This window comes from Legionella fallonii LLAP-10, assembly GCF_000953135.1.
GTDB lineage: Bacteria > Pseudomonadota > Gammaproteobacteria > Legionellales > Legionellaceae > Legionella > Legionella fallonii.
The window spans coordinates 2,420,406-2,445,662 of sequence record NZ_LN614827.1; the positions used below are offsets into that span (position 1 = coordinate 2,420,406).

A 25,257-nucleotide genomic window follows, 5' to 3' on the forward strand; every position below is an offset into this window, starting at 1 on the left:
GGCCAACAGAGGACGAGAAAAACTTCAACCAACGTTCGATGAGGTAATTCTGATGGAAGAAAGCACACCTCAGCATCAATGATCAATAAATTATAATCTATCAATAACAGTGGGAAAAACCTGACGTTATGCCTTTGGCAAACCCAATACCGGATTACAATTACAAACCTGAATGACTTTTACTATTGAACCAATGCTCAATTTGGGTAGGAAAGAGGTCAGGACTTTAGGAGATGGTTGGACTATTGTCACAAAAGATCATAAATTATCTGCACAATGGGAACATACTATTTTAGTAACAGATGATGGATATGAGGCACTTACCTTAAGACCAGATGAACAACTATAGACATCTATCGTATTAAGATAATAACTCAAGATGCTTTAATGACTTTGATTTCGAGATAAGCTTTTAACTAACTACGCTCAAGCGTCCTTACGCGCTCATAAAATTATTATTGAATGTCCCACTTGTCCCATATGTTCCATCAATTTTGTATGGAATGTCTTAAATATAATTTAACCTGAAATTTAAGCTCTACAACAAGAGGTTGGTCTATGATTAATCTCACATTTTATATGGATTTCCCGGAATATCACATTTAGGTATGAAAAATGCAGACCAGTTAATAAATAGCCCGCGCTTTGGAGAACTTTTAGAAAATTTAATCTATATGGAATTACTTAAGCAAAACAGTTGGTCAGAAGAGAAGGTAGAGTTATTATATTTTCGAGACAAATATCAAAATGAAGTAGATATTGTATTAGAGCGGGATAATCATCAGATCATAGGGGTTGAAATCAAAGCATCAACAACTATAAATATGCACGACTTTAAAGGATTAATAAAGTTAGCAGAATTTAATCCTTCAAAATTTCAATATGGTGTCATTTTTTATTCTGGAAAAGAGATATTACCTTTCTCGCAAAATGAAATTAAATTATTCGCCTTACCGATAAGTTTGTTTATCAAGCCGAATAAAAAGAAAGAGGATGCACCCAAGGAGAAAAGTTAGATAAAATATCATCAGTAAAAAGCACTCCAGATAATTCAGCTACTTTTAGCATGGCCTCTCTGGGTTACATTATAAGGCCAGTTTTACTTGGAGCCGGATGGAATAAAAAGCTTCTTTGCTAAAGAACGCACATCCCCTCTTCGAGGAAACTGCTAAGGAATTTTCTCAAAACATTCAATTCATTGCCATGCCTCGAAAAGGTAGAAAAAGTAAAAATATACCTAGAAAAATAGCCATGTATATTGCAAAAAAGGTTTACGATTATCGGTTTAAAGGAAATTGCTAAGGCTTTTGGATTGACACACTATGCGGCGATTGCAAATGCCATTTTTACACTTTCTAACAAATTAGCAGAATATTCTGAGATTAACTTAAAATTAAATACTATTATCAAAAGACTTGCCCCCTAATCTACAGTAAAATCTCATGTAATTTCTATACCGTAAACCCTTTATTAAGAATTTAAATAATTTGTAGGCTATTAAGTATGAAACCTCTTGCACGTGGATATATACATCTAGCTGCATTTTTTATTGCTCTTTGTGCATGCACTATACTAATCATCTACAGCAAAGAGGCTTGTGCCATTTTTGCCAGTGTAATATATAGTATAAGCCTTATTGGACAATATGGTGTCAGCGCGCTTTATCATACCCGCATGTGGAGTCGGCAAAAATATTTATTACTGAGACGCATTGATCATGCGGCTATTTTTGTTTTAATCGCAGGAACAGCAACTCCCATTTGTCTACTTAAGTTAAAGAACGCGTCTGGATTGCAGCTTTTATCCATCCTTTGGCTAATAGCAATAATTGGAATGTTCATGACGACCATATGGACTCACGTACCAAAATGGACTAGAGCGCTTCTTTATGTTGCCATGGGTTGGATTGGAGTTCTCTATTTTCCCGAAATTAAATCTTCGCTAAACACAACAAATATACAGTTATTAGTAATAGGAGGAGTTGCCTATACACTAGGTGCTATGATCTATGCTTTTAAGTGGCCGGATCCCTTTCCTAGCATCTTTGGATATCATGAAGTCTTTCATGTTTTAGTTGTCTTGGGGAGTGGATTTCATTTTTGTCTTAACTATAATATAGCAACCTAATTCTGTATCTAAGTTTCGCCATCGATTGGCGAGCTCGCTCAAAATAAATGTTACCCAAAATAGGAAAATTTTGATTCGTTGCCTCAGTTATCGCTTCCTGTATCCTCCTTTGTGCTGGTGGCAGACTGTCCTCAGCATATCAAAAATTTTTTCAAAAAAAACTTTTGGTTCAACTATACGAAAATTTCGGCTAGTTCATATAGTTGAAAAAGACTTATTATCGATCCACCTGATTCTGCTACAGCTATACTTTTTGTGAAACCAATGAGATCAACATAACCCAAGCATCTTTTTCTATTTATTTTTTAAAAGAATTTTTTCCCTTACCTTCCTGCTCGGTTAAGGGATGCATCGAAAATACTAGGGATAATTTATAATGTATCAAATCAATTGATTGTTAACATAGAACTCCATTTTATCCTAGTGGAACCCTACCTAATAATACTAAAATGAGATATATCACCAATATAAGCCCAATAATACTGACCGGACGATATCCCCATTCTCGGCTATAGCCCCAGGTAGGTAATCCACCGATGAGAAAAAGGATTAATAATACTAGTATAATAGTGCCAAGCATAATCTCTTCCTTGGAAAATTAAGATCCTTTTATAACTATAGCACATAGAACAAGTTACACTTGAGCAGATGCGATTAATTGCCAATAACCCATTTATTTTATTTACGCTTTATATCCCTTTAATCCCCCTAAAAACATCATCTGAGCTAGAGCTTAGAAGCATCGTTATTATATGTAATCATGCGGCCTAGCTCTTGATCATAAAACTTTAGAGAAGCGAGTTCTAGCAGATGCTTTAAGCTAAATCCGGGGGCACTATGAAAAAGTTATTCTCTTGATGGCATTTAGGTAATTTATAGAAAGGGATTAGTAAACAAAGAAATGAAGACTTAAGCCAAAGGCAGCAAAGCGCTTTAAAGTAACCGCCAACAGTAAACATAATAAGCCTGGAGCCGAAAATATTTTAGGCCGGCAATTCATGCCTCAGTGTTTAAATAAAGCTCAATTACTTGTATTCGATTACACAGAAGTGTTTAATAATCGTTAGCGCCTTCACTCAACTCAGGGGTATCAGACGCCAAATGAGTTAGAGTTAGCGGCATAAAGTTGGTGTCCGGTATTTCGAGGCAAGATCAATTAACCGAAATAGTGGGTTATCCATTTTGGTAAGTTTTACCGCAATTTTATTATCCATGATTCACCCGTGTATGAAATTCATGTAGACGCCAGCACTCTACGCTGTTGCAAGATAATCTTTTCCATACTGTTCTAAATAATCATTGTAATTACCAAGAAAATTTTGCACGCCATATTGTTCGGTTAAAACAATAACACGAGTGGCAATGTCATCAATAAAATAACGATTATGACTGACAAATAATACTGCTCCAGGAAACAGCTGAATTGCTTCGATTAAGGCATCTATAGACTCAAGATCCAAATGGTTGGTTGGCTCATCAAATATCAGAACATTATGTTTTTCCAAAATTAATTTGGCCATAATTAACCGAGCAGACTCCCCTCCACTTAATACCCCTATCTTTTTATCTACATCTGAGCCACGAAATAGCACTTGGCCAAGCACTTTCCTGATTTCCTGTCCCGGTGCAGCTATATTATCTTCCATCCATTGCAATACAGATTGTTCTGGAGCTAGTTGAGTTCGATAATCTTGGGCAAAATAACCGACCTTTACAGTGTCACTCCATTCAAAATGACCATGATCTGACTGTAATTCTCTTAATAAAATTTTCAGTAAAGTGGATTTTCCAATACCATTAGGTCCTACAATGGCACATTTATCGCCTCGTTGTATGGTAAACGATACATTTTTTAATAATACTCGTTCATCAAAATTTTTGTGCAGCTGTTCAACTTTAACTACTAATTTACCCGAGGATTTCTTTTGCTGGAAATTAAAATAGGGTTTGAAAATATTAGATTCTTTGATCTCAACTAACTCAATGCGATCTATCATTTTTTGTCGTGAAGCTGCTTGACTCGCTTTACTTGCTTTTGCGCCAAAGCGATCAACAAAACCCTGCAATTCATCAATTCGTTTTTCTTGGTTTTTCAACTCACTTTGTTTCAGCCGTAATCGTTCCTCTTTAGCGAAACAAAACTTATCATAATTTCCGGGATAATCCAGTATCGTATCATAGTCTATATCGAGTATGTTCGTGGATGTATTATTGAGAAAACTTCTATCATGGGAAATAAAAATCAAGAGCCCTTTAAATGATGTTTTCAGGAACTCTTCCAACCATGCAATTGATATAATGTCCAAGTGGTTGGTCGGTTCATCAAGCAACATAATATCTGGTTGTTGATAAAGAACCTGTGCCAATAAAACACGTAATTTGTAACCTCCTGATAAGGCACTCAGTGGGCCATAATGAAATTTTTCGGCAATACCTAAACCAAGCAATAATTTTTTTACTGTAGACTCAGCTTCATAACCGCCTTGATTCATCACTATTTCTTCTAATTCACTCAGACGATAACCATCTTCCTCGGTAAAAATTTCTTTAGAATATATGCTCTCTTTTTCAGTAAGTGCGTCCCATAAAACAGGATTTCCACGAATAACAACATCAACGAGACGTTCCTCTTCATAACGATAATGATCTTGCTTCAAAATACCTATTTTATGATTTTTTGCTTTTTCAACTGTGCCATGCGACGCTTGTTCTTCACCTGCTAAAACTTTTAAAAAAGTAGACTTCCCTGTGCCATTAGCGCCGACTACTCCATAACGTTGCGTGGGCAATAAGATCAAATCCACATTTTGGAATAAAGATTTTGGTCCAAAATGCATACTTATATTTTTTACATCTAACATTGATCTGGCCTCACTTTACCTATTTTAGAGAATAATGCTTACTTGTGTTGCAAACTCACCTCGTTCACCCTGTTTAAGGACATAATTAACGCGTTGTCCTTCTTTTAGTTCTTTGTAACCTTCAGATTGAACGTTAGAAAAGTGAACAAAAATTTCTTTACCTGTTGAATTTTCAGAAATAAAACCATAACCCTTTATTTTGTTAAAACGTATCACGGTACCAGTTTGCATCAAAAACCCCTAATTTATAAATTAAACACAATGATCACATTTAAATCTATTTGCACTTTTATTTGTGCAATTTTAACATTATTTAGATCAATTAGCACTCAACTTAACATTTTTAGATTACTTCAATTATGTTTGCAATATTAATAAGCTCTGTATCAAGATAAGTTAACTTTATTTAATCTAATAAATTCAAAAGGTTACACTAATCTAATCTGATTAACCTATTTGATGCCTAATATTAAAATTATTAATTTGACCGATGGCATATCGATGAAACCTCAGCAGTCTTCATTAAGACAAAGAGATCATATCATTGTAGGAACTGGCAGTATGTAATGTTCTAAATTGTTTGAACTATTGACTTGGAGCCATCGGTTACCGTCTATCGATATTTGTTCTGTGACGCAAAGAACATTATTTGCGCGACAATCACATAGATAAAATATCAGGTGATTGAACATATTCCGGTGACTTTTCAGCTCGAAGTTTTGGCAAGAGCATTTCGTTACCCGCCCCTGGTGGTAGGCTACCAGGAACGGGCTTAATTGTGCTTTAGCAATGTTCTGGCTTATAGTTACAATCTTGCTCACGAACTTTCGTGGTAAACCAATCAGCCATTGCTTGTTCATCTTGAAGGCTATATTTTGTACTAATGTGTAATTGCTCCATCAGTTTTTGAATTAACTGATTATTCAATACCGAAACTTTAGCAACTGTAGCTTCAGTGAAGTTATCTATTAGCGTCGGATCATTAGTTTCTTTATAATTAGCTTCCATTTCTAGTCTTTCTTGCTCTATTTCTGTTGCTAATGCTTGATAACTTCCTTGTATCAATTTCATTCTTTCTTGTGGATTAAATGGGATGTTTTTCTCAGGATCATTTAAAAACACTAAAGATTGTAACCTTCTAAATTGCCAAAATAATTTTTCATTTTGTATATCAGCTTGATTTGTTCCCTCAGTCAATGGCTTTGGTATTTGTGTAATACCATAATAAATAGGTATATAGAAGCTAACAGTCGGCATGCCAAGAGCAATATACTCTAAATTGGCTAGGCTATTATCCCCATTGCTCAAAGGATTATCTACAATTGTCACATGAGCATTACTTGTATTTAAACTGGCAATTGGACGATAGTAAGGTCTTTCATTTTCATTTTTATTGTATCGTTGATAAGGATCAAAATCGCTGTATTCTTCAAAATGGCTGGCAAAGATTCTTTGAACATCAACAACAGAGATTTTCTTCTCCGGTTTAAGAAATGTAAGAAACTTGCCTTTATTAATAGTGTCTAGATCAAAAGATTGTGTGCTGGGATTAAAATGGTGCTGTACATATGCTAGTCTAGCAAAATTTTTTCTAGGATTTATAGGATTGGCAACATCAGCAAACGTCTCTCTAAAATTAAATTGCTTCGTCTCTGTTATCTTAGCAATACCCCTGTCAATAGCAAATTGGATTGGTGTTTTTCCATTGAAATGAGAGAATTTATACTCATAATCTACAGGTGAGTACGCCTGAATTTGTCCAGGACCATTTGCTGCAACAAAATAAACATCTTCTGGGACTTTTATAGCAACCCATTGATGCCCGCTTAAGGTCTCTAAATACCATGCCTCGTCCTTATCAGCAAAAAGCACTCCAAAGCCTACATTCGATGCTAAACCTCGCTCTTCAATGGCTTTGCCAAGGATATCTACAGCACCTCGAGCGGTCGTAGCTATAGGCATAATAATGCCTGGAATATTTCGCTCCTCAATGCCATTCTTCGAATAGACTGGTGGATCTAACTCTAAAACCTCTGAGTTACTTTGAATGGTTTCTGTGGCACTAATCGAGAGTCCATTGGCATTTGTCGCCACTTGTGCCATATCATTTTTTTCATCGGCTTCTAAATCCCAATAAGGGAGACCCAAATAAGATTTCTTCCCTTCATGGTCATAATATATTTTTAAATTTTTCGCCCTCCTCGCATCAATAGTGTCAGAGGTGCGCGCAATAATTGTTTTACCCTCTAGAGAAGCTTTTTTACCTATGATTAGAGTAGTGCACGCGTCAACGGGTAATCCATTCATCATTAGGACGCACGCGATAATGCGGTGTAAATTCGGCATAAAATTCATCTTTTAGTAGTAAAAATTTATAATACTACCATAGTAAATCAAGAGTCTATCGCAAATCTATCCACTAGAACTTAAAAAAGGCATCGCCTCAATCTGAAACTTAAACTTTAAATCAAGCTCACATATTTGCTCCCTCAATAAACGTCGGTCGGCCAACCTTTTGTCTCTCAAGGCTATAAGAGCATCCATGTTATTTTTTGCTATTTTATGCAGGATTCCTGTGTCTATAGAAAGACCCAAAGCACGTAATGGCGACCGCTTTCGATAGATTGCAACGGTAACTCCCAGACGCTCCACCTGCTCCCCTTGCTTCTCAGGCTCTTCCAACTGATTCTGTTTCTCTAGCTTCGTTGGAATCTTCTGCTCCCACCAACTCTGTAATTCACTTGTATTGCGATTTAAGAACACTAAGGTTCTATTAAATGTTTTGCTATCAAATTGAGGTATTGGATAAAAAGGTACTCGCAGATCACAATAGTGCTGAGCTACATGGGCTGGAGCACAAAATTGTGCCATGCCAACGCCAGTACACCACTCCGCTTGGCGTTGTGCTGAACGCCAAAAAAGATAATTTTTAACAAAATACTCCAGTGCAGCGATAATAAAAAAATCATAGTGACTCTCGTGATAAATCTCTCCATTTAACTCATAAAAAATCCCATTTTTCTCAAGTTCATCCAGTTGAACTAATAAGTTGTCCCAAATCTCCTTGCCTTCCTTGGATATAGGTAAACATTCAAGCATCATTGGTGCCATGTATCGAACATCCAAAGCCCATAATACATATTCCCAAACGGTAGTATTTTTAAAAACACGGCCAGAGTTGTCTTTTATTGTACCCCTATCCCAAAGTAAGTCAGGATATTTTTTTAGTAACATCTGGGCTTTCTTTTGATTTCCGTTAATAACACATTGCACCAAGCTAGCCCATAGACGTTCACGTTGTAATTGATTATAAAAGAGACTACAGGTTAGGACGAAACTATTCTGAGTAGTTTTTTCCTTACTTAGATTCTGAATCACTTGCTTCAATAATTCTTCAGGTAATGATTTTATAAATGACAAATCTTCTTCGTATTCTTCTTTTGATTGCATTAGAATATCTCGAACAAAAAGAACATTTATAATACATAACCATCACCATACAATCAAATTGGGCCAATTAAAACAAAACAATAAGAGTCGTCGTTATTCCAACTGAAGTTCCCAATGAAATAAGAATAGATTTCTTCAGAAGCGCTACTCCAGAGAGAGAATTGCTTCGTCGCTACGGTGTTCGAATCTTCATATGACGTTCATATACGCTCCGATTCTTTGTCCCCTGTCTCCTGCACCTCTTTATCTGTAGCTAATTTGCAGAAAGGTATAATAAATTACCTTATTATTAATAGTTTGCTAGGATTTATATAACTAGCATAAAAAACATTGGAGTCTTTATGACGTTTTCCATACCCCAAGGTTTGAAACCTTTTGTTGCTGAACTGCAAGCATTGGACATTAAACAATATGACGATAATACCAATATTGCTCGCGTATCAGCTCTTGTGGCTCAATGGGTAAAACGACAAGACTGGTTAGAAGAAAAATACTTTTATGTAGATCCTAAAGCGGGTTTCAGCTCTTGGCTAATCCATGAAGAAGAGGATCATTCATTAGCTGTCAATCTAGTCGCGTGGGAGCCTGGACGCGAAATAACACCACACGAGCATAAAACGTGGGGTGTCGTAGGAAGTGTAGTTGGAGTAGAAAAAAATTATCTCTGGATACGTATAGATGATGGTTCAAAACCAGAATATGCAGAGATAAAAAGGCAAAATGCAGCAATCATTTGCCCTGCAGGAGGCATTATTAGTTTTTTACCCGATGAGATACACAGTGTTATCAATGAATCAGAAAAAGTAGCAATTTCCTTGCATGTCTACGGGAAAAATTTAAATTATACCGGACGTTATCAATATGATCCGATTAATAACACGATGCAGCCTTTTATTGTTAACTTTGGCTAATTACCCGTATTAATTATTGGCTCAGCCTAATTTCTATACAAATCGCAAATTCATTTCTTCATCATCCGTTAGACTATGATCGCCCTGTTTATAAATAGCGATTAATCCGCTAATCAATAATAATTGCGCAGCATAATAACTCAGCATCACAAAAACTCGTGTATCTATCTGCGGATAAACAAACATACTCAAAGCAAGAGCCAGATCAGAAAGAGCAAAGAACAATGCACCAATTCCGATGGCTAGTTCTTGGAATTTCACTTGGAATGCGCAAAATAACATCAGCATCAACACACTGAGATAGATGATTACCGGGATCAGTAAAGAATCTAATCTTGGCAATAAAAGGGATACAAAAAAGCTTATGAATACTGTCACCAACAAATAATAAGCTAAATGAGAAGAGCGATATTTAAATACTTTCAGAAATAAAGCGATGTAACAACAATGAACCAATAAAAAACATCCTATACCTAATTTCATACTCAATGAAACGGGTAAAGTTAAAACTACATCGCCTAACAATGAAAAGATAAGTGCTGAAACCATTAACATTTTAGCCTGCGGCAATAGATTCTTTTGTAGTACGCCAATAATTAAACAAATGATTGGAATAGGTTTTAAGAATGTTGTTAGAGGATACGTAATAAAAGAGACACTTGCCATGTAAATAAACGCGGTGAACAAGAAAGCAAACAGCGAGGACTTCGGTAAGGTGAAAGTCATAGTTAATCCTTTACGTATCATTCCTAATAATGATAAGAACTATGCGACTCCTCTCATAGTTCTTTTCTCATACTACTTTAATCTGGAAAAAATCACTGAGACAGTGTATACCTACTTGATAAATAAAAAAATATTTTTTTATTCTTTCAAAACACAAATATAAAATATCAACTATAGTTAAAAATACCAATAAAAATAACGGATATTTTAAGGTCCGGACGAGAGGAAAACATGCTCATACGATGGCTAGCCGCAGCTTCATTGTCTCTTTGTATATTTAATACACCGTGTTTTGCTGAAGAAAAAGAAATTGCTATTACTATAGATGATTTACCTTTCGTTGGTTCTGGAAGCAGCACTCCCGCGAGTTTAAAAAGAACCCACGATCGCTTTATGGCTATAGTCAATGCGTTTGTTGAAAATCAAGTCCCCGCAACTGGATTTGCCATTGGTGAGGCCGTTGCCAAAAATGAATGGTATTTACTAGAAGCGTTCCGTAATCAAGGATTATCTATAGGAAATCATACCTATACTCATCGCAGTTTACAGTCATTAAGTGCAGAAAAATACATTGCTGATATTGAGCGTGCTGACGCTAAGTTGGCTCGAGTAATGACCCAACCTAAATATTTTCGTTATCCTTATCTTGCTGAAGGTAAAGGAGAGAAAAAACAAAAAGTAGTTGATTACTTGATAGCCCATGGCTATCAAATTGCTCCTGTAACCATCGATAGTAAGGATTATGAGTTCAACGCACAATTTTATAGAATTCCCTACCGTAAAAGAGCGCAAAGCATTCATCAATTTAAAAAACGCTACCTTGCTTATATTTGGAAACAAACGTTAAAAGCAGAACAACGAGCCAAAAAAGGCAATGGCCAGCCAGTAAAACAAATTTTATTACTCCATGCTAATTTGTTAAATAGTTTATGTCTGACTGATATTATTCAGCTATACAAAAGTAATGGATATAAATTTATAAGTTTGGACGCTGCGTTAAAAGGAAATACCGCTGTACCTATCAACGACTCCTCTGCCGCAGCTGCATCGGCTAAGACAGAGAAAAAAGAAAATACGTCTAATGATATACATGCGGAAAATGAGTTAGTACCTCTTACGCCGCACTGGGTGACTGTTTAATTAGTTTAGTAGGTTGAGCATTTTGCTCTATGGCCATCAGGTTAAGAGCGAACGATCGTTTAAAGACCCAATCTCTCCTCCTCACTGCCATTAAGCTTAACGTGAGTTTGGTTACGATCGCGGGACATGTAGCCCGGTTGTTTACAACCGGGAAAAGAAAGTATTCAAGGTATGGCTACATTAGGCTTAAAGTTGTCAATTAACACGCTCTAAGATATTTTTTCCAATCGCAATATCGCATGACGCGGAAGCAGTATCCAATAATGCCCTTCATTTTTCATATGTCCGGCAATTAGAGTGGCATTTTTCCCGCCGCCCCAAAATACGTCTCCTCGAACTTTGCCTCGAATTGCACCACCAGTATCCTGAGCAATCATCAAGCGTTGCATGGGCTTACTCACATCAGGATTCTGACTGTCAGGACGAGTAGTATTTAGCCATAAAGGAGCCCCCATCGGTATCCAATCCCTATCTATAGCAAGAGAATAACCAGGAGTTAAAGCCACTCCCTGAGATCCTAAAGCGGCATCCAAGGATAATTTACGGAAAAATACAAAGGATTTATTTTGATTAATAATCTTATCCATTTGTTTGGGATTAGCTTCTAAATACTTTTTTATCGCTTGCATAGACGCGTTGTGCTTGGTCATGATCCCTTTTTTAATTAATACCCCTGCTATAGGAGTATAAGGGGCTCCATTTTGCGCGTCATAACCAACATAAATCGATTTTCCATCCTCAAGCTCTATTATTCCAGTGCCTTGAATTTCTAAAAACAATCGATCAATAGGGCTTTTAATCCAAACTAATACGCGTGCGGTATCCTTTATTGCCCCATTATTAATTTGTTCACGAGTATAATAAGGAACGATTTTATTCCCATCAATCCGCCCAACAATCCTACGATTCTTTAAATTGGGAATAAATAGACCTAAATCAACAACCACTAAATTGCTAGGTGTCTCATAAATTGGCACTTTATATTCATCAGTCTTTGTATAGCTACCTTTAATTGACGGCATATAGTAACCAGTAAATAGACCTTTCACTGGTTTATCACCATAAAACTCGACCGGAGCAAACCATTCTTGGAAAAATTGTTTTGCTGTTGCATCACTAACAGGATTAATCTTTAATGCAGCACGACATGCTGGTTGCCAATCTTTGGCTTGTAGATCGATCTTATCCGTACCAACAATTTGCTCAGGATCTTGTTTTACAAATGCTCGGCAAGAAGTTTGGAAGGTAAGCAACGATTTTTTTAACTCGGCCGCATTCCAACCCGGTAATTGATTAAAGTCAACCTGGCGAAAAGTAGGTTTGGGAGACCAATACCACCAGGCAATTATGCCCAAAGCAATTAATGCTAGGGCTGTTGTAACAGAGATAATTTTCGTTTTCATAGAGGTCAATTTTTACACATCATGGGTTAAATTGCAACTTAAACTTACTTTTTAAAACGTACCAAATAAAAAACAGTCTCATGTCAATAATTAATTTATTTATTATTTCAATGAGTTATAATAATCAATTGTAACTTTTCAATAAGTCCGAGTAAATCTTAAATTTACCCTCTCCCTGAGCCGTTGCCCTCAAGTTAAGATATTTCAAATCCCCGCGGCATCGACCGCGGGATCCATGATGTGGCATCCAGTTATGGATGCCGTGGTCATTCGGCTTTTTTAAGTTGAGCTCCCTTAACTAATAGCAGTGAATCGACTACTCTGCGGCTTGTCCGCATTAAAGCGCAGAATTAGGTTGCTGGATTCTGCGGACAAGCCACAGAAGTAGACCGCTTCTATGGCTCAGATTTATTGAGAGGTGTCGCTCTATTGCACCCCCAATGCCAAATGATTTAATGCATTGATGTACGCGAGAAAATTGCGTAACTCATTGCTATCAATTTGGACGTAAACGGGCTTGGCCTCAAAGGTGGCAAGCATTTCTTGCAATTGATGACTTAAAGCATGTCCCCCAGGAATATCGTGATCTTCATAAAGGATGACTAATTTATTCTCAATAGCCAACAAATCCAAATCAAAAAGTTTTGCTGTCGCCTCAGCCTCCACTCTATCTATAGCAGCTAATATATGACTAAGAGTCGCTTGGATAAAGACCAAAGATTCAAATCGTCGAGTTAACTTAACTAATTTATTTTGTTTTTTTGCATTTAAACGTTCCGCTGTCAAAGACTCAATGAGACCACGCGAAAGCCAAAACAAATTGGCTAGATCGTGCAAAGTGATTTCTTTTTCCGTAACGGTCAGTATTTGCTTTAAGTTATAGGTCATAAAACGATATAATTTATCAAGAGAACGATTTAAAAGAGTTAAAACATCTGACCGCCATAATATATTAGCGACTAAAAAGCTGGATGTTATTCCAATAAAAATCCCCCCCAAACGTTGCAATGGAGGATCTAATAAAATCGGAGGCCCTCCTTCTTGTGCAAGAGAAATAATCAAAGCAATATTGGCCTGTAACCCAATATAAGCATACTTGGGAAATTTAAACATCAAATAAGAAAAAGCCCAGACCGAAAACAATAAAACAAGACTGAAATCATACAAATCCATTGCACAAACTAATAAAGAGAATAAAGCGACTCCCCCCCCCAGGCAGCAACCTATGATGCGATGAAAACTGATATAAGTCATTTCAAAAAGATTTTTACGTATGGAAATAACTAAACTACTGATGATTCCGTTCAGCCCCCCAGGCCAATTACTCACCATCCAAAAGAGCAATGCGAGAATCACTGCTAATCCTGCTTTAATAGAATGTTTCACCAGATCTAAATCAGAACGCAGTCGTTCTTTTCTATTAATTAATTTAAATCGCGCTGTACTCGTAACCGGCGAACCCGCTAATAAAGAGTACATTTGTGAAAAACAGAAACTCACCTGTTCTAAAAAATGAATGAAGGAAGAAATAAAATCACTTTTTACCATCAATTTTTGTTGTTCCTGACTCCACTGCTTTTCTAAAACAGCAATTGCCTCAGGAGTTTTCAAAACAGCTGAGGGAGCTAGTTGATTGATAAAAGCGAACTGCAATAGGGCTAAATCATCTTGTATTGCTGCAAATACAGGTTCAACCTGCAATGTTTGTATTGTAGTTAAATCGTCACGTAAAGGAGAGGTAAGAATTAAATACTGCAGCTGCCGAGATAGATCATAGAAGGAATCTAAAAACGCGCGTAATTGATCGATTCGTTCTTTAGTAACCCCTATTTCATGATTCAACGCCCCTATAAGCTCCACTGCTTTACGTAATTTCTTTTTTATTTTTAAATTACTTTGCGCGACTACTTCAAAGTCTATTGTTCCTTGTTTTAAACTTTGTGATAACTGCTTAAATTCAGTGGAAAAATCATCAAAAATACCGCGAACTTGCACCACAATATTATCTTTTAAATGATTGGGGAAAATAGCATAAGCACTGAGTGCCGAAACCAATACCCCTATCCCGATTTCGACGGGTCGCCAAATTGCAACAAAAAAAGCATTACGAGGATCTAGAGCTAATTGCGCAATAATGACAAACGCACATAGAGCCCCCAATAAATAAGCATAGCCATAAGTGCTAAAATGATAGTAATAAACAGATACAGCAAGAATTAAAAAGCAACTAAGTAAATACAATAAAAAACTATTAACCACCATGCCTGCAACAAAAAAACCTAGAAAGGCTCCAGCGATAGTCCCTATAATACGCATCGTTGCCTTATCAATAATACTTCCGGTATATAAATTAGTGACAATAACTACGGTCATGCCAGACCAATACGGGGTTTGCAAGTGAAGATAAAAGGAAATAAATACCGCAATAAATGCAGCCACAGCAGTTCGTAATGCCGCTCTATTCTCTACACTTTTAGGCCAGAAGGAAGACACTAAATCACCTGTAGGTAATGGTCGTAGCGCTAGCACCTATGCGCATAGGATACTCATCGGTCAAATCATCAATATAAATACGAACGGGAAAACGTTGGGCTATTCTGATCCAGTCCTCTGTAGCCTCCATATAAAGTAATGTCGAGGGTGCCACGCTGCCACTTTGTACCCTATTGATACCCCATCCTATGCTACCCACGTGCCCGTGAAATACTTTTCCAGGATACATATCAATCATTATTTCAGCCTTATCTCCAGGCTTTATAAGGCGGATAGCCGTCTCTCTATAGCGTGTTATTACCCACCACAGCTTCGTCTCTACCAAGGCAAATAATCCTTGCCCTGTCTTAATGTACTGACCTTTACGCAAGTTAAAATTAGTCACATATCCATCTTCTGGAGCAACTATAGTCGTATGGTTTAATAGATAATTAGCATGATCCAATTCTGCTTGAGCGGCCAAAATTTCATTATCATCTAAATTGACTTGCGCTATTTTTAATCGTTGTTCTGACTCGATGATCGCAGCTTCTTCCTCCTTTATTTTATCTGCTAGATTGATAAGAGTAATCTTAGCGGTATCTCCTTTTACTACTAATTGACTATATCGCTTATAATGATCTTGGCTAAGGCTTAACTTAATTTGATCTTGTTTGAGCTGCTGTTCTACTTTAATAACGGTCAACTTTTCATTTTCATAATTTAACTTCGCGATATTTAATTTTGCTTTAGCTTGCTGTACCGCATAAAGATAAGGTAAAGGATCGATTTCAATTAACTTCTCTCCCTTTTTAACTTTCTGGTTTTCATTGATATAGAGTTTGGTAATTGGGCCTGAAACTAAAGGCGCTACATTAACTATATTAGCTGACACGTAGGCATCGTTGGAACGAGTATCGTAATAAGCAAAATAGCGATAAGCGCCGTAACCAATTAACAATAAAGCAATAACGCTTAATTGCGGCCAATATTTAAATTCAGATAATCTGAATGAACTCATCCACAAACCCTATCTATTGATTATTGCATAACAATACAGCCTAGATGTATCTTTCTCAAGCAAACTATAACTAAAAACCCATAAGCCTCTGAATCTTCACATTCTTTGTTACTGTAATTCTGGCTATTTTTCAGAACCACTCCTATACTTTTCGTAGGAATCCATTGCTTATGGACAAACTAATGAAGGAAATTGATCACTCCGAAGACATTATTATTGAGGCGCTACAACGAAGCCCTCTGTTTAGCGCCCTTTCGAATAAACAATTAAATCAATTAATCCCTCTTTTTAAAGTCTATCAATATGAAGCAGATGAAATTATTATTCATGAAAATGATATTCCGCTGGATTTATATATTCTTCTTGATGGAACAGTTGAAGTTTTAAAAAAATCCGCCGATGAATCTTTATTACGCATTTCCACTCTCCAAGCAGGAGAAGTCATTGGTGAAATGGGACTGATTGATAACTCTCCCCGTTCTGCAAGTATTAGGACATTAACGACTACCCAATTATTGACTGTTTCTATTGCCGATCTCAAAACATTGGCTGATGAAGGCAGTATTTACAAAGAACTCATTTATAAACTCACTGAACTAACCCAGGAGCTGCAATCCAACCTGAATGAAAAACCTATTTATTTTTCTCTTATTTCTAACCTGGCTAATACTCTAAGCGCTAGAATGCGACAAACAAATCAGCTCACAGTTGAATCATTAAAGAGTGAACTGGAATTATCAAAAGCTCGTGTGGCTATGGGCAAATTTATGGTCAATCTACTCTTTGCCCTTGCAGTCTACATGTATGCTTTTAAAATCATAGAAAAGTTGGCAAAAAATAATCTCTCTACTAGTGTCATTAGCATTCCTATCATTTTTTTCTTTGCTGGGGCTGTATTAATGATGATGAAAAGTAGTGGCTATTCTATGGAATTTTATGGTCTAACCTTCCAACATTGGAAACAATCCATTAAAGACAGTATTCCCGTCACTATTATTCTTGTTTTACTGACCGCGTTAATTAAATGGTTAGTGATTAGTATTGTTCCTCAATTCCACGATTTAAGTGTAATTCACTTAAGCTTTAATGCTGGCAGTCTACAAACTGTCAATGAGCAAGGACAAACTAATATTCCTATATTAATTACCCTGATTTTTGCTTATTTAATTTTTACACCAATTCAAGAATTAATTTGTCGTGGGGCGTTACAAAGTTCATTGCAAGAATTTTTATCTGGCCCCAGTAAAAATTGGTGGGCAATTATCATGTCCAATATCTTATTTAGCGTGACTCATCTCCACATATCAATAGGTTTGGCTCTGTCAGTGCTTCTACCAGGATTATTATGGGGATGGATGTATTCTCGTTATAAAACGCTTGTAGGCGTTTCCCTATCCCATCTAATTGTGGGAGGCATGGCATTTTTTGTTTTCGATATAAAGAGTATACTGATTTTCTAAATAAGAATGATGTTATAATTTAATTAGGATAGATTTTGGGGTACGTTAGATGGATACTTACCTTTACAAAAACGAATGACAAGGTCTTGTATGTTAGTCTTGTTCAGTAAAGGATAACACTCAAACGAGATGAATATGACATTAAAAATGACTTTTCTGGGTTCGGGCTCAGCCTTTACTGTAGGACCAGAAAACTATCATTCCAACATTTTGTTACAAATCAAGAAGGACATTCTTCTACTTGATGCTGGCTCTGATCTAAGGCACTCTTTACGCGAACAAAAACTATCTTACTTAGATATTAATAATGTATACATTTCTCATTTACACGGTGATCACACAGGAGGATTAGAGTGGTTAGCATTAACTTCTCACTTTGATCCGAATTACAAAGGGAAACCCAATTTATTTGCTTCTGCCGAAGTGCTTACTGACTTATGGAATAAAACCTTATGCGGAGGACTAAGTACTCTAACTAAAAAGCCTCCTTCTATTGAGTCTTTTTTTAACCCCAACCCCATAGGGGAAGAAGCAAGTTTTATCTGGCACTCCATAGAATTTAAACTCGTAAAAACCATTCATTTTTACAGTAACTATGAATTAATGCCCAGTTACGGTCTCCTATTTACTTATAATAAAATCTGCATCCTATTTACTTCCGATACTCAAAGTACCCTAGATCGTCTATTGCCCTTTTACGAAAAAGCAGATCTCATTTTCCAAGATTGTGAAACATCCCCTACTAAAAGTACTGTCCATGCTCATTACTCCGAACTGGTTCTTTTACCTGAAACCATAAAGAAAAAAATGTGGCTCTACCACTACAATCCTGGAGAGCTTCCTGATGCACAAAAAGATGGCTTTTTAGGTTTTGTCACTAAAGGACAGCATTTTCTTTTTTAATGCAGTAGACCTCTTGCATAACCAGCAGATATTACATACGAGTAAATGAACACCAAAGCGCTGTAATCAAGCAAAAGTCGCGGTGATGATGCTAGAGGTTTAGTGTAGCAAGGTAACGCCAACTGCTTATTCCCTCATTAACCACGTGCTCTTCGCCCATACAATTTTCAGTAAGTGCCGGCTTAATAAAGCGTAACTGTAATAATGAAGATTGATGCTCTTCATTAGCCAATAACAACACAGAAACCCTTATATGATGAGTGGCGCGTTTTTGCTGTTTGTTATGAAGGATCAGACAAGGAAAGTCACCGAGATCTTCAATAATATATCGATATTGTGTTTGGCTTACGGTCAATAAACATCCCCGTCCCTTAATCAGCCATTGTACGGTTTCATTAGCTACGTCTTGTGTTGCAACACAACTTCTATTAGTAGTTACGCTGGGTATCTGGGCCAGTCGTTTGGCTATGTCTTCTAGCTGATAAAAATTCTGATGTTGCGATTCTTGTTTATTTAATGCTTTGCGATAAATCAAAATATGATGCAAACAGGTAATTAATAATGCACTTATCACTAAAACAGCACATAAAGTCATCAACAATATAAAACCTTTATTCCTGTTTTTCATGATCCGCGAACAGCCACCACTAATTTCTCTGTTTTATGGTTAGCTAATCCCATTACTATCTCGACTAACTGTTTTTCTTGGATTTGCTGTTGATTGATTTGTAAGGAATGAGTTAACGAAGTCAATTCTTCAACTTGAAACAATTTATAATAAAGCGCATTAACTTTTTTAGCATTGGGCTTGATAAACCATTGCTCTTCAAACCATTCACCAATATAGGTAGATGCGGCATAAGAAAAAATCAATGGTTTGGTTAAAGTAATGCAATGATCGTTACCCCTTTTATCTACTCGTAAAATCTGATGAATTTCAGCATGCTCACAATCCGCAATTAACACTGGGTGCGACTCCTTAAATAAATCTCCATTGGCAACTCTCAATTGGGTAGGACTTTGGACAGTAATAATTTTGGTAAACTGCTCACTCATGCGATTAATTTGAATTAACGATTGAGGAGAGGTAGCAATTTTAATTGCTGCAATAGTACTTTTAAAATTTCGTCTATCCATAGCTTTTAATTGAGTAATGCCCAGGCAAGGAGTAAATCCTGCTCGTCTAATGCTGTCACTGAGCAGCTCTCTAACCCATTGCACATCCAAATGTTCCTCTAATTGTTTCTGAACCTCTAGGTATTGGCGTTTATTATTTAAATAAAACTGCGTTAACGTAGTCAAAATGAATGCGGTTAAAAAAAGACTGATTAATACTTCAGGTAAACCAACACCTGATTGACGACTCATGACATCCCTCTCTTGCTAAACGTTACTGCGGAAAGATAGTTACGCTGTCGAATTATAGTTCCTGAATGCTCAAACCAATGAATCTTAAGATTAGATGTCTGCTGGTTTACTTGTGCTTCAAAATGGTAAGGATGTGGCGCAACAGGAAATCTCTTAACGCCTAAAAATAAAGACTCATCAATTTGATCAAGAAATTGTGACGCTTGAACCTGTAACTCCAACTGAGTGAGCCATTGTCTAGTTAGCCCTTGTTGCGTCAATAGCCCTAGACTCACTGTAGTTAGCAAAATTAATGAAAGTAATACTTCAAAGAGAGAAAATCCCTTTTGATAAATCATTTATATTTCCTGAGGTTGGTTGCGATGCGCAGGTTACCTTGCTCTACTATAAATTGCAATAACTGTTCAAAATCATATCTCAATGCACCAATTTTCTTATTAACCTAAATACAGTGGTGACAGTAGCTACTGCCTTAGGTAAGATATTGATTAATTTTGCTTAAGGATCAGCTTATGTCTATTGATTTTCACCTACTACCGCATGATGGTATACGCGCTTTAACCCCATACAAGCCAGGTAAATCAATAGAAGAATTGAAAAGAGAAAAAGGAATTTCCGATATTATAAAAATGGCTAGTAATGAAAATCCTCTTGGCTGCAGTCCTTTAGCATTAGCTGCTTTGCATTCGATGTCTGCTCATTCAGTGGCGATCTACCCCTCCCCAACCAATCATCCTCTAATGTCTAAATTGGCTGGTAAGTTACAAATACCTGTGGAGCAACTCTTCTTAAGCAATGGCTCAGATCATCTCTTTAGCATGTTACTCTATTGTTTTGCACTGCATAACGATAAGCATATACTGACCCATGAATATGCCTTTAGTACCTATGCAATCCAGGCAAAAACACTACATATTCCTGTTCGTATCGCGCCTATAAATCCTACTTGGCAAGTGAATATAGAGCACCTTATTCAACACTGTGATAAAAATACGGGTTTAATTTTTATAGCAAATCCCAATAACCCAACTGGCGTTTTAATGAACCCCCAAGAAATTAAATATTTGTTAGAACGCATTCCGGAAAGCACTCTTTTAGTACTTGATGAAGCTTATTATGAATTTGCTGCCTCGCAGTTGCAGTGTAATAGTTTGGACTGGTTGGTGGAACACCCCAATCTCGTTATCACTCGCACTTTTTCAAAAATATACGGCATGGCAGGATTACGTTTAGGTTATGCTATAGCTCATCCCTCGATTATCGAGCTACTGCATAAAGTGCAATTACCTTTTACGGTCAATCAAGCAGGACTTGCTGCAGCCTTTGCTGCCTTAGATGACGACGATTTTATCCGATTAAGCCTACAGACCAATAGCGAAGGGATGCAACAAATCCAAGATGGCTTTAATAAGCTACACATCAATTACTTACCCTCATCCTGTAACTTTCTAACTTTTGATTGCGAAAAAGACGGATTAGTTCTTTATAATTATCTTCTGGAGCAAGGTATTATAGTCAGACCATTACATGCATACAAAATGAACAATTACATTAGAGTAACTATTGGCACGACAGAACAAAACTCACGTTTTCTTAATGCATTGAACAATTATTATCTGCAGCGATAGCACACCATTGAGAAATGAAAACAAAAGCATAAATTATCAATATCCTCTATGATATGGGTATTAAAAAAGAAATTACATGAACAATTGATCTTAAGTATTTAATAATAAAAAGGAACTATAATGACTAGTGATTTAAGCCAAAAACATTGTGTCTCGTGCGAAGGTATAGGTGTTGCGCTCAATGCAGAACAAATAAGTAATTTAATGCCTCAGCTCAATCAACAATGGCAAGTTAGTGATGACAACCGCGTGATTAAACGTTCACTTTCTTTTGATAATTTTTATGAAACGATGGCCTTTGTTAATGCTCTTGCCTGGATAGCGAATAACGAAAATCATCACCCGGATTTAGAAGTTGGATACAACTATTGCCATGTTAGTTTTATGACCCATGCATTGAATGGCCTTAGTCATAATGATTTTATCTGTGCCGCCAAAATGGATAAATTATTGATTGATTAACACTTAAATAAGAGGTTGTCGCTCATGGGGCATGCCTGGCTCGTCTTTGCAAGCTTAGCGAAGCAATCTAAAACGATGCTTTGTTGAACGCAACGACTGTTTTTTATCGGGCTCTCGGAAAATCATATGCTCCGTGAACGATTACGATCATAGCCAAAACTGATCATGCCTAGCAACAGCTTCCCCCTACAAACGTCAATTATCTTTATTGTATATAATTTAAATAGCATCAAAAAATGAGTGGAAGCTTAATATTTCCTTAAGTGGCAAGCATTTATAATCCTTAATCCCATATAAATAGACAGGTAGCATAATGACAAAAGTTTTGATTTTTACTGATTTTGATGGAACTATCACTAGCAAAGAAGGTAGCAAGACTGTTTTTGGTGAGTTTTATCAATCTCTGATGGATGGTTATGAAGTTGGAAAAATCCAAAGAAATTATAAACATACCCCTCTAAAATCCCCTGAAGAAGTACAAAAAATATTTGAAGCCAAATTTGGTAAATACGACAGCAATTTTAATTACACTCAAAAGGATACTGATGTACTCATGAGTGCTGATGCTGTTGCATTTTTCAAACAAGCCTTAAATAATTCCAGCATTACAGTAAAAATTATTACCAAAAATCGCCAAGACTACATTCACGCATTACTGAAATATCACGGGTTTTCTGCGGAAGAAATAGGTAAATTAACTATTGATGATACAGGATGGAAAAATAATGCAATCCACACTAGCTTAAGAGCTCCAGAAAATAATACGTCTAAACCAACTCATATTTATATCCTTGATGATAACCCAGCGGATTTCGATGCAATGGTTAGCGCTGCTGAATCCCCTGAATATGGTTATGAAGCCACACAAATCAAGAAATATAATCAAGATGCAGGGCAATTTCAGTGGGCTCAATATCAACAAGATATTCAGGCATTATTTCCCCTACCTGTTGAAGAGCAACCTATAACGCCAACTCCTATTGAAACTGGTACTGATAGTCGCTCGACTCCCCCTATAGCTATCACTGAAGATAAAAGCGAACCCGTGCCAGTAGAACCATTAGCGGCTCAACGTACGTTAAAGATAACAGGTACTTCATTTGCCGCAGGCTTTTTTGTTGGCTTGTTGGTTAGTGTTGTTTTGATTGCTACAGGTGTGTTAGCTCCTTTAGGTATTGGCGCATTAGGTATTCTTGCTCTAACATCAATGATAGCTTCTGGTCTAGGACTTGTGTCGGGAGTTATTGGTTTTGGAGTAGCTAAAAGTACAGAATCTAAAAAACCACATCAATGTGATGAGCCAACACCATCAAATAACTGCTCTCAACCTTTACAAGGTCTAGGTGGCCCAGTAGACACCGTACCTAGATGCTGTAATGCTCCTGTAAAGCATTTTCCAAGTATCATAGGCAATAGCCCCGAGGCAACTGAGACTCAACAAAAATCCGAGGAACGCCACAATACCGATCTTGGAGCAAGAATGAATGTGCAAGTTGAAGAAAGTGAAGACTATTCCACACAAAATAGTGCATTGCAAAAATAAAATGAATATAAATCCAATAGAAAAGGCACATTGATGTGCCTTTTCTCCAGATACTCTATACAAACACATCAAATTGTTTTTTTATCGAACTTATTGATTTTTTTTATTGTTGACGGATTTAAACTCATACTTTAACATGTTTTCATATCTATCATAAAGGATAAAAGCATGCCTTATTTTTTAAAACGAATGACAGTTAATGAGTTTTATAATCACATAAAAGCTCTCCCTATTGGACAATTAGTAAAATTAAATAAAGAATATGCGGATCCTTTTATCCAGATTTCCACTCGCGAAGAAAATACCCAGAACGAATTACAACAACTAACTTCTCGACTCTCTTTTCAAAAAGAAAAATTAGCAACACTTAATGAAGCAAGTAGCCAAATAGATAAGGATGAGCAACGCTGGCGTGCACAGTATCAATCAATTGAAGGCGGTAGAACTGAACGATATTTACAAAGAAGTACGCTCATTGGTTGCTCCCCCTCGCAAAGTCATAGTATTTCTGTCATGACATGTACAAACGAAATTAGCCTTTTGGAAAGACGCATTGAAAATATTGAAAAAAGAATAGAGGCCATTGCTAATGATAAAGCTCTATTAATACAAGAACTTAAAATGATTAACCGCTTTATCAGTGACTTGAGACAAGCGGTTATATCTGAGCCTACTATGGGGATCTCCGCGATGTAGAGCTACCCTGAATGCGACTCCAGGTACACTGTGTTTGGTGTATATAAACAAGAAGCTACTATTTTTAGAAAAACTACCGGAGAAAGCCAATATTCATTGGCTTTTAAACGCTTTATAGATGCCGACTTTCGTCGGCAATTCGAAAATGGTCAAAGTCAGCACTAATTAAGGCTTATCATCCAAAGCTTTACGCTGATTAGGCATAAAATCCTTTCTATCTAGCCCCATGGCTACTGCCAAAGCACCAGCAACATAAATAGAAGAATAAGTACCAATGACAATACCTATAATTAAAGCCAGAGCAAAACCATGAATTGTTTCGCCGCCATAAACAAATAAGGCAACGACAACAAATAAGGTCAGCATGGAGGTCATAATCGTTCTTGAAAGAGTCTGGTTAATTGAAATATTCATAATTTCAATAGGAGTAGATCGACGGACTTTGATAAAGTTTTCACGCACTCTATCAAAAACAACTATAGTATCATTCAAAGAATAGCCAATAACAGCAAGCAAACCTGCCAATGCTTTAAGATCAAATTCAATCCCAAATAAAGCAAAAATTCCTAATATCAATACAGGATCATGAACCAAAGCAACCGCAGAACTCACAGCAAGTCTATATTCAAAACGCATGGCAATATAAATCATAGTTGCCAATAAAGAAACAAGAATTGCCAACGCCCCTTTGGTTGCAAGCTCCTGGCCTACTTGAGGTCCAACAAAGTCAACTCGCTGCTTTGTTGCTCCAGGTAAAGCGTTCATCACCTGATCGACTAAAAGGGTCTGATCTTTATCTGCTCGAGGAGCAATACTAATAAGAACATCTTTAGAAGTACCATAACTCACCACCTGAGCTTCTGTGAAACCCACTTTACTCAGATTTTCTCGAATGGATGCTAAATCCGCAGCATTAGGATAGGTGATTTCAATTTGCGTCCCCCCCGTAAAATCAAGCCCCCACTTTAATCCATTGATAGCCAAAGCCCCAATAGAAAGAACAAAAATCAATATAGAAAACGTCGCTGTCCAGCGACGAGCTCCCATAAAGTCCACTTTTGAATTTGGATTAAAAAATTCCATCTA

At 36.8% G+C, this 25,257-nt stretch carries 23 protein-coding genes and 1 pseudogene; 11 read left to right on the forward strand and 13 right to left on the reverse strand.

The genetic code is table 11. From position 1 onward, the window contains the following. Positions 1-110: 110 nt before the first annotated feature. The 3 genes and pseudogenes from LFA_RS19470 to trhA all read left to right on the forward strand — a co-directional run. Positions 111-349 (forward strand): annotated as a pseudogene (locus LFA_RS19470) (type I methionyl aminopeptidase); the annotation flags it as partial. 259 nt (positions 350-608) lie between these two features. Further along, positions 609-1,016 (forward strand): DUF4143 domain-containing protein, encoded by a 408-nt coding sequence (locus LFA_RS09775; protein WP_045096024.1) that lies wholly within the window; start codon positions 609-611, stop codon positions 1,014-1,016. Between the two features lie 487 nt (positions 1,017-1,503). Further along, the gene (gene trhA, locus LFA_RS09780; RefSeq protein ID WP_045096025.1) at positions 1,504-2,127 is read left to right on the forward strand and encodes a PAQR family membrane homeostasis protein TrhA; all 624 of its coding nucleotides are present in this window, start codon (positions 1,504-1,506) and stop codon (positions 2,125-2,127) included. A gap of 415 nt (positions 2,128-2,542) precedes the next feature. On the opposite strand, the gene LFA_RS19220 is transcribed toward trhA, so the two are convergent. The 5 genes from LFA_RS19220 to LFA_RS09800 all read right to left on the reverse strand — a co-directional run bounded on the left by LFA_RS19220 (position 2,543) and on the right by LFA_RS09800 (position 8,438). Then, entirely contained in the window at positions 2,543-2,707 is a 165-nt protein-coding gene (locus LFA_RS19220) for a DUF3309 family protein (protein ID WP_065814368.1), read from the reverse strand. Positions 2,708-3,380: 673 nt separating this feature from the next. Then, positions 3,381-4,988, reverse strand: a complete 1,608-nt coding sequence (locus LFA_RS09785) for an ABC-F family ATP-binding cassette domain-containing protein (RefSeq protein ID WP_045096026.1) — start codon at positions 4,986-4,988, stop codon at positions 3,381-3,383. 24 nt (positions 4,989-5,012) lie between these two features. Continuing rightward, positions 5,013-5,219: a cold-shock protein gene (locus LFA_RS09790; RefSeq protein ID WP_045096027.1), complete on the reverse strand. Its 207-nt coding sequence runs from the start codon at positions 5,217-5,219 to the stop codon at positions 5,013-5,015. A gap of 552 nt (positions 5,220-5,771) precedes the next feature. Beyond that, positions 5,772-7,334, reverse strand: coding sequence for a C69 family dipeptidase (locus LFA_RS09795; RefSeq protein WP_045096028.1), 1,563 nt, complete (start codon positions 7,332-7,334; stop codon positions 5,772-5,774). A 66-nt stretch (positions 7,335-7,400) separates the two neighbouring features. Next, positions 7,401-8,438: a hypothetical protein gene (locus LFA_RS09800; RefSeq protein ID WP_045096029.1), complete on the reverse strand. Its 1,038-nt coding sequence runs from the start codon at positions 8,436-8,438 to the stop codon at positions 7,401-7,403. A gap of 341 nt (positions 8,439-8,779) precedes the next feature. Here LFA_RS09800 and LFA_RS09805 point away from each other — a divergent pair, with 341 nt between their 5' ends. Next, entirely contained in the window at positions 8,780-9,349 is a 570-nt protein-coding gene (locus LFA_RS09805; RefSeq protein WP_045096030.1) for a cysteine dioxygenase family protein, read from the forward strand. 33 nt (positions 9,350-9,382) lie between these two features. On the opposite strand, the gene LFA_RS09810 is transcribed toward LFA_RS09805, so the two are convergent. Beyond that, positions 9,383-10,075, reverse strand: a complete 693-nt coding sequence (locus LFA_RS09810) for a lysoplasmalogenase (RefSeq protein WP_045096031.1) — start codon at positions 10,073-10,075, stop codon at positions 9,383-9,385. Between the two features lie 231 nt (positions 10,076-10,306). Between LFA_RS09810 and LFA_RS09815 the strand changes: the two genes are divergently transcribed. After that, on the forward strand, positions 10,307-11,215 hold the full coding sequence (locus LFA_RS09815) for a polysaccharide deacetylase family protein (RefSeq protein WP_045096032.1): 909 nt from the start codon (positions 10,307-10,309) through the stop codon (positions 11,213-11,215). A 209-nt stretch (positions 11,216-11,424) separates the two neighbouring features. Here LFA_RS09815 and mltA read toward each other — a convergent pair whose 3' ends face one another. From mltA to LFA_RS09830, 3 genes are all read right to left on the reverse strand, one after another. Further along, positions 11,425-12,618 (reverse strand): murein transglycosylase A, encoded by a 1,194-nt coding sequence (gene mltA / locus LFA_RS09820; protein ID WP_045096033.1) that lies wholly within the window; start codon positions 12,616-12,618, stop codon positions 11,425-11,427. Between the two features lie 426 nt (positions 12,619-13,044). Then, complete coding sequence (locus LFA_RS09825; protein ID WP_045096034.1) at positions 13,045-15,111, reverse strand: FUSC family protein; 2,067 nt, start codon at positions 15,109-15,111, stop codon at positions 13,045-13,047. Between the two features lie 4 nt (positions 15,112-15,115). Continuing rightward, complete coding sequence (locus LFA_RS09830) at positions 15,116-16,111, reverse strand: efflux RND transporter periplasmic adaptor subunit (protein ID WP_045096035.1); 996 nt, start codon at positions 16,109-16,111, stop codon at positions 15,116-15,118. Between the two features lie 170 nt (positions 16,112-16,281). Between LFA_RS09830 and LFA_RS09835 the strand changes: the two genes are divergently transcribed. Then, a complete protein-coding gene (locus tag LFA_RS09835; RefSeq protein WP_231865833.1) occupies positions 16,282-17,571 on the forward strand; it encodes a cyclic nucleotide-binding domain-containing protein in 1,290 nt (429 codons plus the stop codon). 135 nt (positions 17,572-17,706) lie between these two features. Continuing rightward, on the forward strand, positions 17,707-18,474 hold the full coding sequence (locus tag LFA_RS09840) for an MBL fold metallo-hydrolase (RefSeq protein WP_045096036.1): 768 nt from the start codon (positions 17,707-17,709) through the stop codon (positions 18,472-18,474). 91 nt (positions 18,475-18,565) lie between these two features. On the opposite strand, the gene LFA_RS09845 is transcribed toward LFA_RS09840, so the two are convergent. The 3 genes from LFA_RS09845 to LFA_RS09855 are packed head-to-tail and all read right to left on the reverse strand — an operon-like array spanning position 18,566 to position 20,180. Further along, positions 18,566-19,102 carry a hypothetical protein gene (locus LFA_RS09845; RefSeq protein WP_045096037.1) on the reverse strand — a complete coding sequence of 179 codons (537 nt, stop codon included), beginning with the start codon at positions 19,100-19,102 and terminating at the stop codon, positions 18,566-18,568. Further along, on the reverse strand, positions 19,099-19,842 hold the full coding sequence (locus LFA_RS09850) for a PilW family protein (RefSeq protein WP_045096038.1): 744 nt from the start codon (positions 19,840-19,842) through the stop codon (positions 19,099-19,101). Before LFA_RS09850 ends, LFA_RS09845 begins: the two co-directional genes overlap by 4 nt. Beyond that, complete coding sequence (locus LFA_RS09855) at positions 19,839-20,180, reverse strand: type IV pilus modification PilV family protein (RefSeq protein WP_045096039.1); 342 nt, start codon at positions 20,178-20,180, stop codon at positions 19,839-19,841. The genes LFA_RS09850 and LFA_RS09855 overlap by 4 nt, the downstream gene beginning before the upstream one ends. 174 nt (positions 20,181-20,354) lie before the next feature. On the opposite strand from LFA_RS09855, the gene hisC reads away from it, so the two are divergent. The 4 genes from hisC to LFA_RS09875 all read left to right on the forward strand — a co-directional run bounded on the left by hisC (position 20,355) and on the right by LFA_RS09875 (position 24,171). Further along, on the forward strand, positions 20,355-21,470 hold the full coding sequence (gene hisC / locus LFA_RS09860) for a histidinol-phosphate transaminase (protein WP_045096040.1): 1,116 nt from the start codon (positions 20,355-20,357) through the stop codon (positions 21,468-21,470). Positions 21,471-21,590: 120 nt separating this feature from the next. Further along, a complete protein-coding gene (locus tag LFA_RS09865) occupies positions 21,591-21,932 on the forward strand; it encodes a 4a-hydroxytetrahydrobiopterin dehydratase (protein WP_045096041.1) in 342 nt (113 codons plus the stop codon). Positions 21,933-22,245: 313 nt separating this feature from the next. Next, entirely contained in the window at positions 22,246-23,475 is a 1,230-nt protein-coding gene (locus LFA_RS09870; RefSeq protein ID WP_052673932.1) for a hypothetical protein, read from the forward strand. A gap of 168 nt (positions 23,476-23,643) precedes the next feature. Beyond that, positions 23,644-24,171: a hypothetical protein gene (locus LFA_RS09875; RefSeq protein WP_045096042.1), complete on the forward strand. Its 528-nt coding sequence runs from the start codon at positions 23,644-23,646 to the stop codon at positions 24,169-24,171. A 165-nt stretch (positions 24,172-24,336) separates the two neighbouring features. Here the strand turns inward: LFA_RS09875 and secF are convergent, their stop codons facing one another. Further along, positions 24,337-25,254: a protein translocase subunit SecF gene (secF, locus tag LFA_RS09880; protein WP_045096043.1), complete on the reverse strand. Its 918-nt coding sequence runs from the start codon at positions 25,252-25,254 to the stop codon at positions 24,337-24,339. Positions 25,255-25,257: the final 3 nt, after the last annotated feature.

Bases quoted from the DNA above. Each gene is read 5' to 3' on its own strand.
- LFA_RS09865 (WP_045096041.1), top strand. From the start codon at position 21,591: ATGACTAGTGATTTAAGCCAAAAACATTGTGTCTCGTGCGAAGGTATA.
- LFA_RS09810 (WP_045096031.1), bottom strand. From the start codon at position 10,075: ATGACTTTCACCTTACCGAAGTCCTCGCTGTTTGCTTTCTTGTTCACC.
- LFA_RS09815 (WP_045096032.1), top strand. From the start codon at position 10,307: ATGCTCATACGATGGCTAGCCGCAGCTTCATTGTCTCTTTGTATATTT.
- LFA_RS09790 (WP_045096027.1), bottom strand. From the start codon at position 5,219: ATGCAAACTGGTACCGTGATACGTTTTAACAAAATAAAGGGTTATGGT.
- LFA_RS09845 (WP_045096037.1), bottom strand. From the start codon at position 19,102: ATGAAAAACAGGAATAAAGGTTTTATATTGTTGATGACTTTATGTGCT.
- LFA_RS09870 (WP_052673932.1), top strand. From the start codon at position 22,246: ATGACAAAAGTTTTGATTTTTACTGATTTTGATGGAACTATCACTAGC.
- LFA_RS09775 (WP_045096024.1), top strand. From the start codon at position 609: ATGAAAAATGCAGACCAGTTAATAAATAGCCCGCGCTTTGGAGAACTT.
- mltA (WP_045096033.1), bottom strand. From the start codon at position 12,618: ATGAAAACGAAAATTATCTCTGTTACAACAGCCCTAGCATTAATTGCT.
- LFA_RS09840 (WP_045096036.1), top strand. From the start codon at position 17,707: ATGACATTAAAAATGACTTTTCTGGGTTCGGGCTCAGCCTTTACTGTA.
- LFA_RS09795 (WP_045096028.1), bottom strand. From the start codon at position 7,334: ATGCCGAATTTACACCGCATTATCGCGTGCGTCCTAATGATGAATGGA.
- LFA_RS19220 (WP_065814368.1), bottom strand. From the start codon at position 2,707: ATGCTTGGCACTATTATACTAGTATTATTAATCCTTTTTCTCATCGGT.
- hisC (WP_045096040.1), top strand. From the start codon at position 20,355: ATGTCTATTGATTTTCACCTACTACCGCATGATGGTATACGCGCTTTA.
- trhA (WP_045096025.1), top strand. From the start codon at position 1,504: ATGAAACCTCTTGCACGTGGATATATACATCTAGCTGCATTTTTTATT.
- LFA_RS09875 (WP_045096042.1), top strand. From the start codon at position 23,644: ATGCCTTATTTTTTAAAACGAATGACAGTTAATGAGTTTTATAATCAC.
- LFA_RS09785 (WP_045096026.1), bottom strand. From the start codon at position 4,988: ATGTTAGATGTAAAAAATATAAGTATGCATTTTGGACCAAAATCTTTA.
- LFA_RS09830 (WP_045096035.1), bottom strand. From the start codon at position 16,111: ATGAGTTCATTCAGATTATCTGAATTTAAATATTGGCCGCAATTAAGC.
- LFA_RS09855 (WP_045096039.1), bottom strand. From the start codon at position 20,180: ATGATTTATCAAAAGGGATTTTCTCTCTTTGAAGTATTACTTTCATTA.
- secF (WP_045096043.1), bottom strand. From the start codon at position 25,254: ATGGAATTTTTTAATCCAAATTCAAAAGTGGACTTTATGGGAGCTCGT.
- LFA_RS09805 (WP_045096030.1), top strand. From the start codon at position 8,780: ATGACGTTTTCCATACCCCAAGGTTTGAAACCTTTTGTTGCTGAACTG.
- LFA_RS09800 (WP_045096029.1), bottom strand. From the start codon at position 8,438: ATGCAATCAAAAGAAGAATACGAAGAAGATTTGTCATTTATAAAATCA.
- LFA_RS09850 (WP_045096038.1), bottom strand. From the start codon at position 19,842: ATGAGTCGTCAATCAGGTGTTGGTTTACCTGAAGTATTAATCAGTCTT.
- LFA_RS09835 (WP_231865833.1), top strand. From the start codon at position 16,282: ATGGACAAACTAATGAAGGAAATTGATCACTCCGAAGACATTATTATT.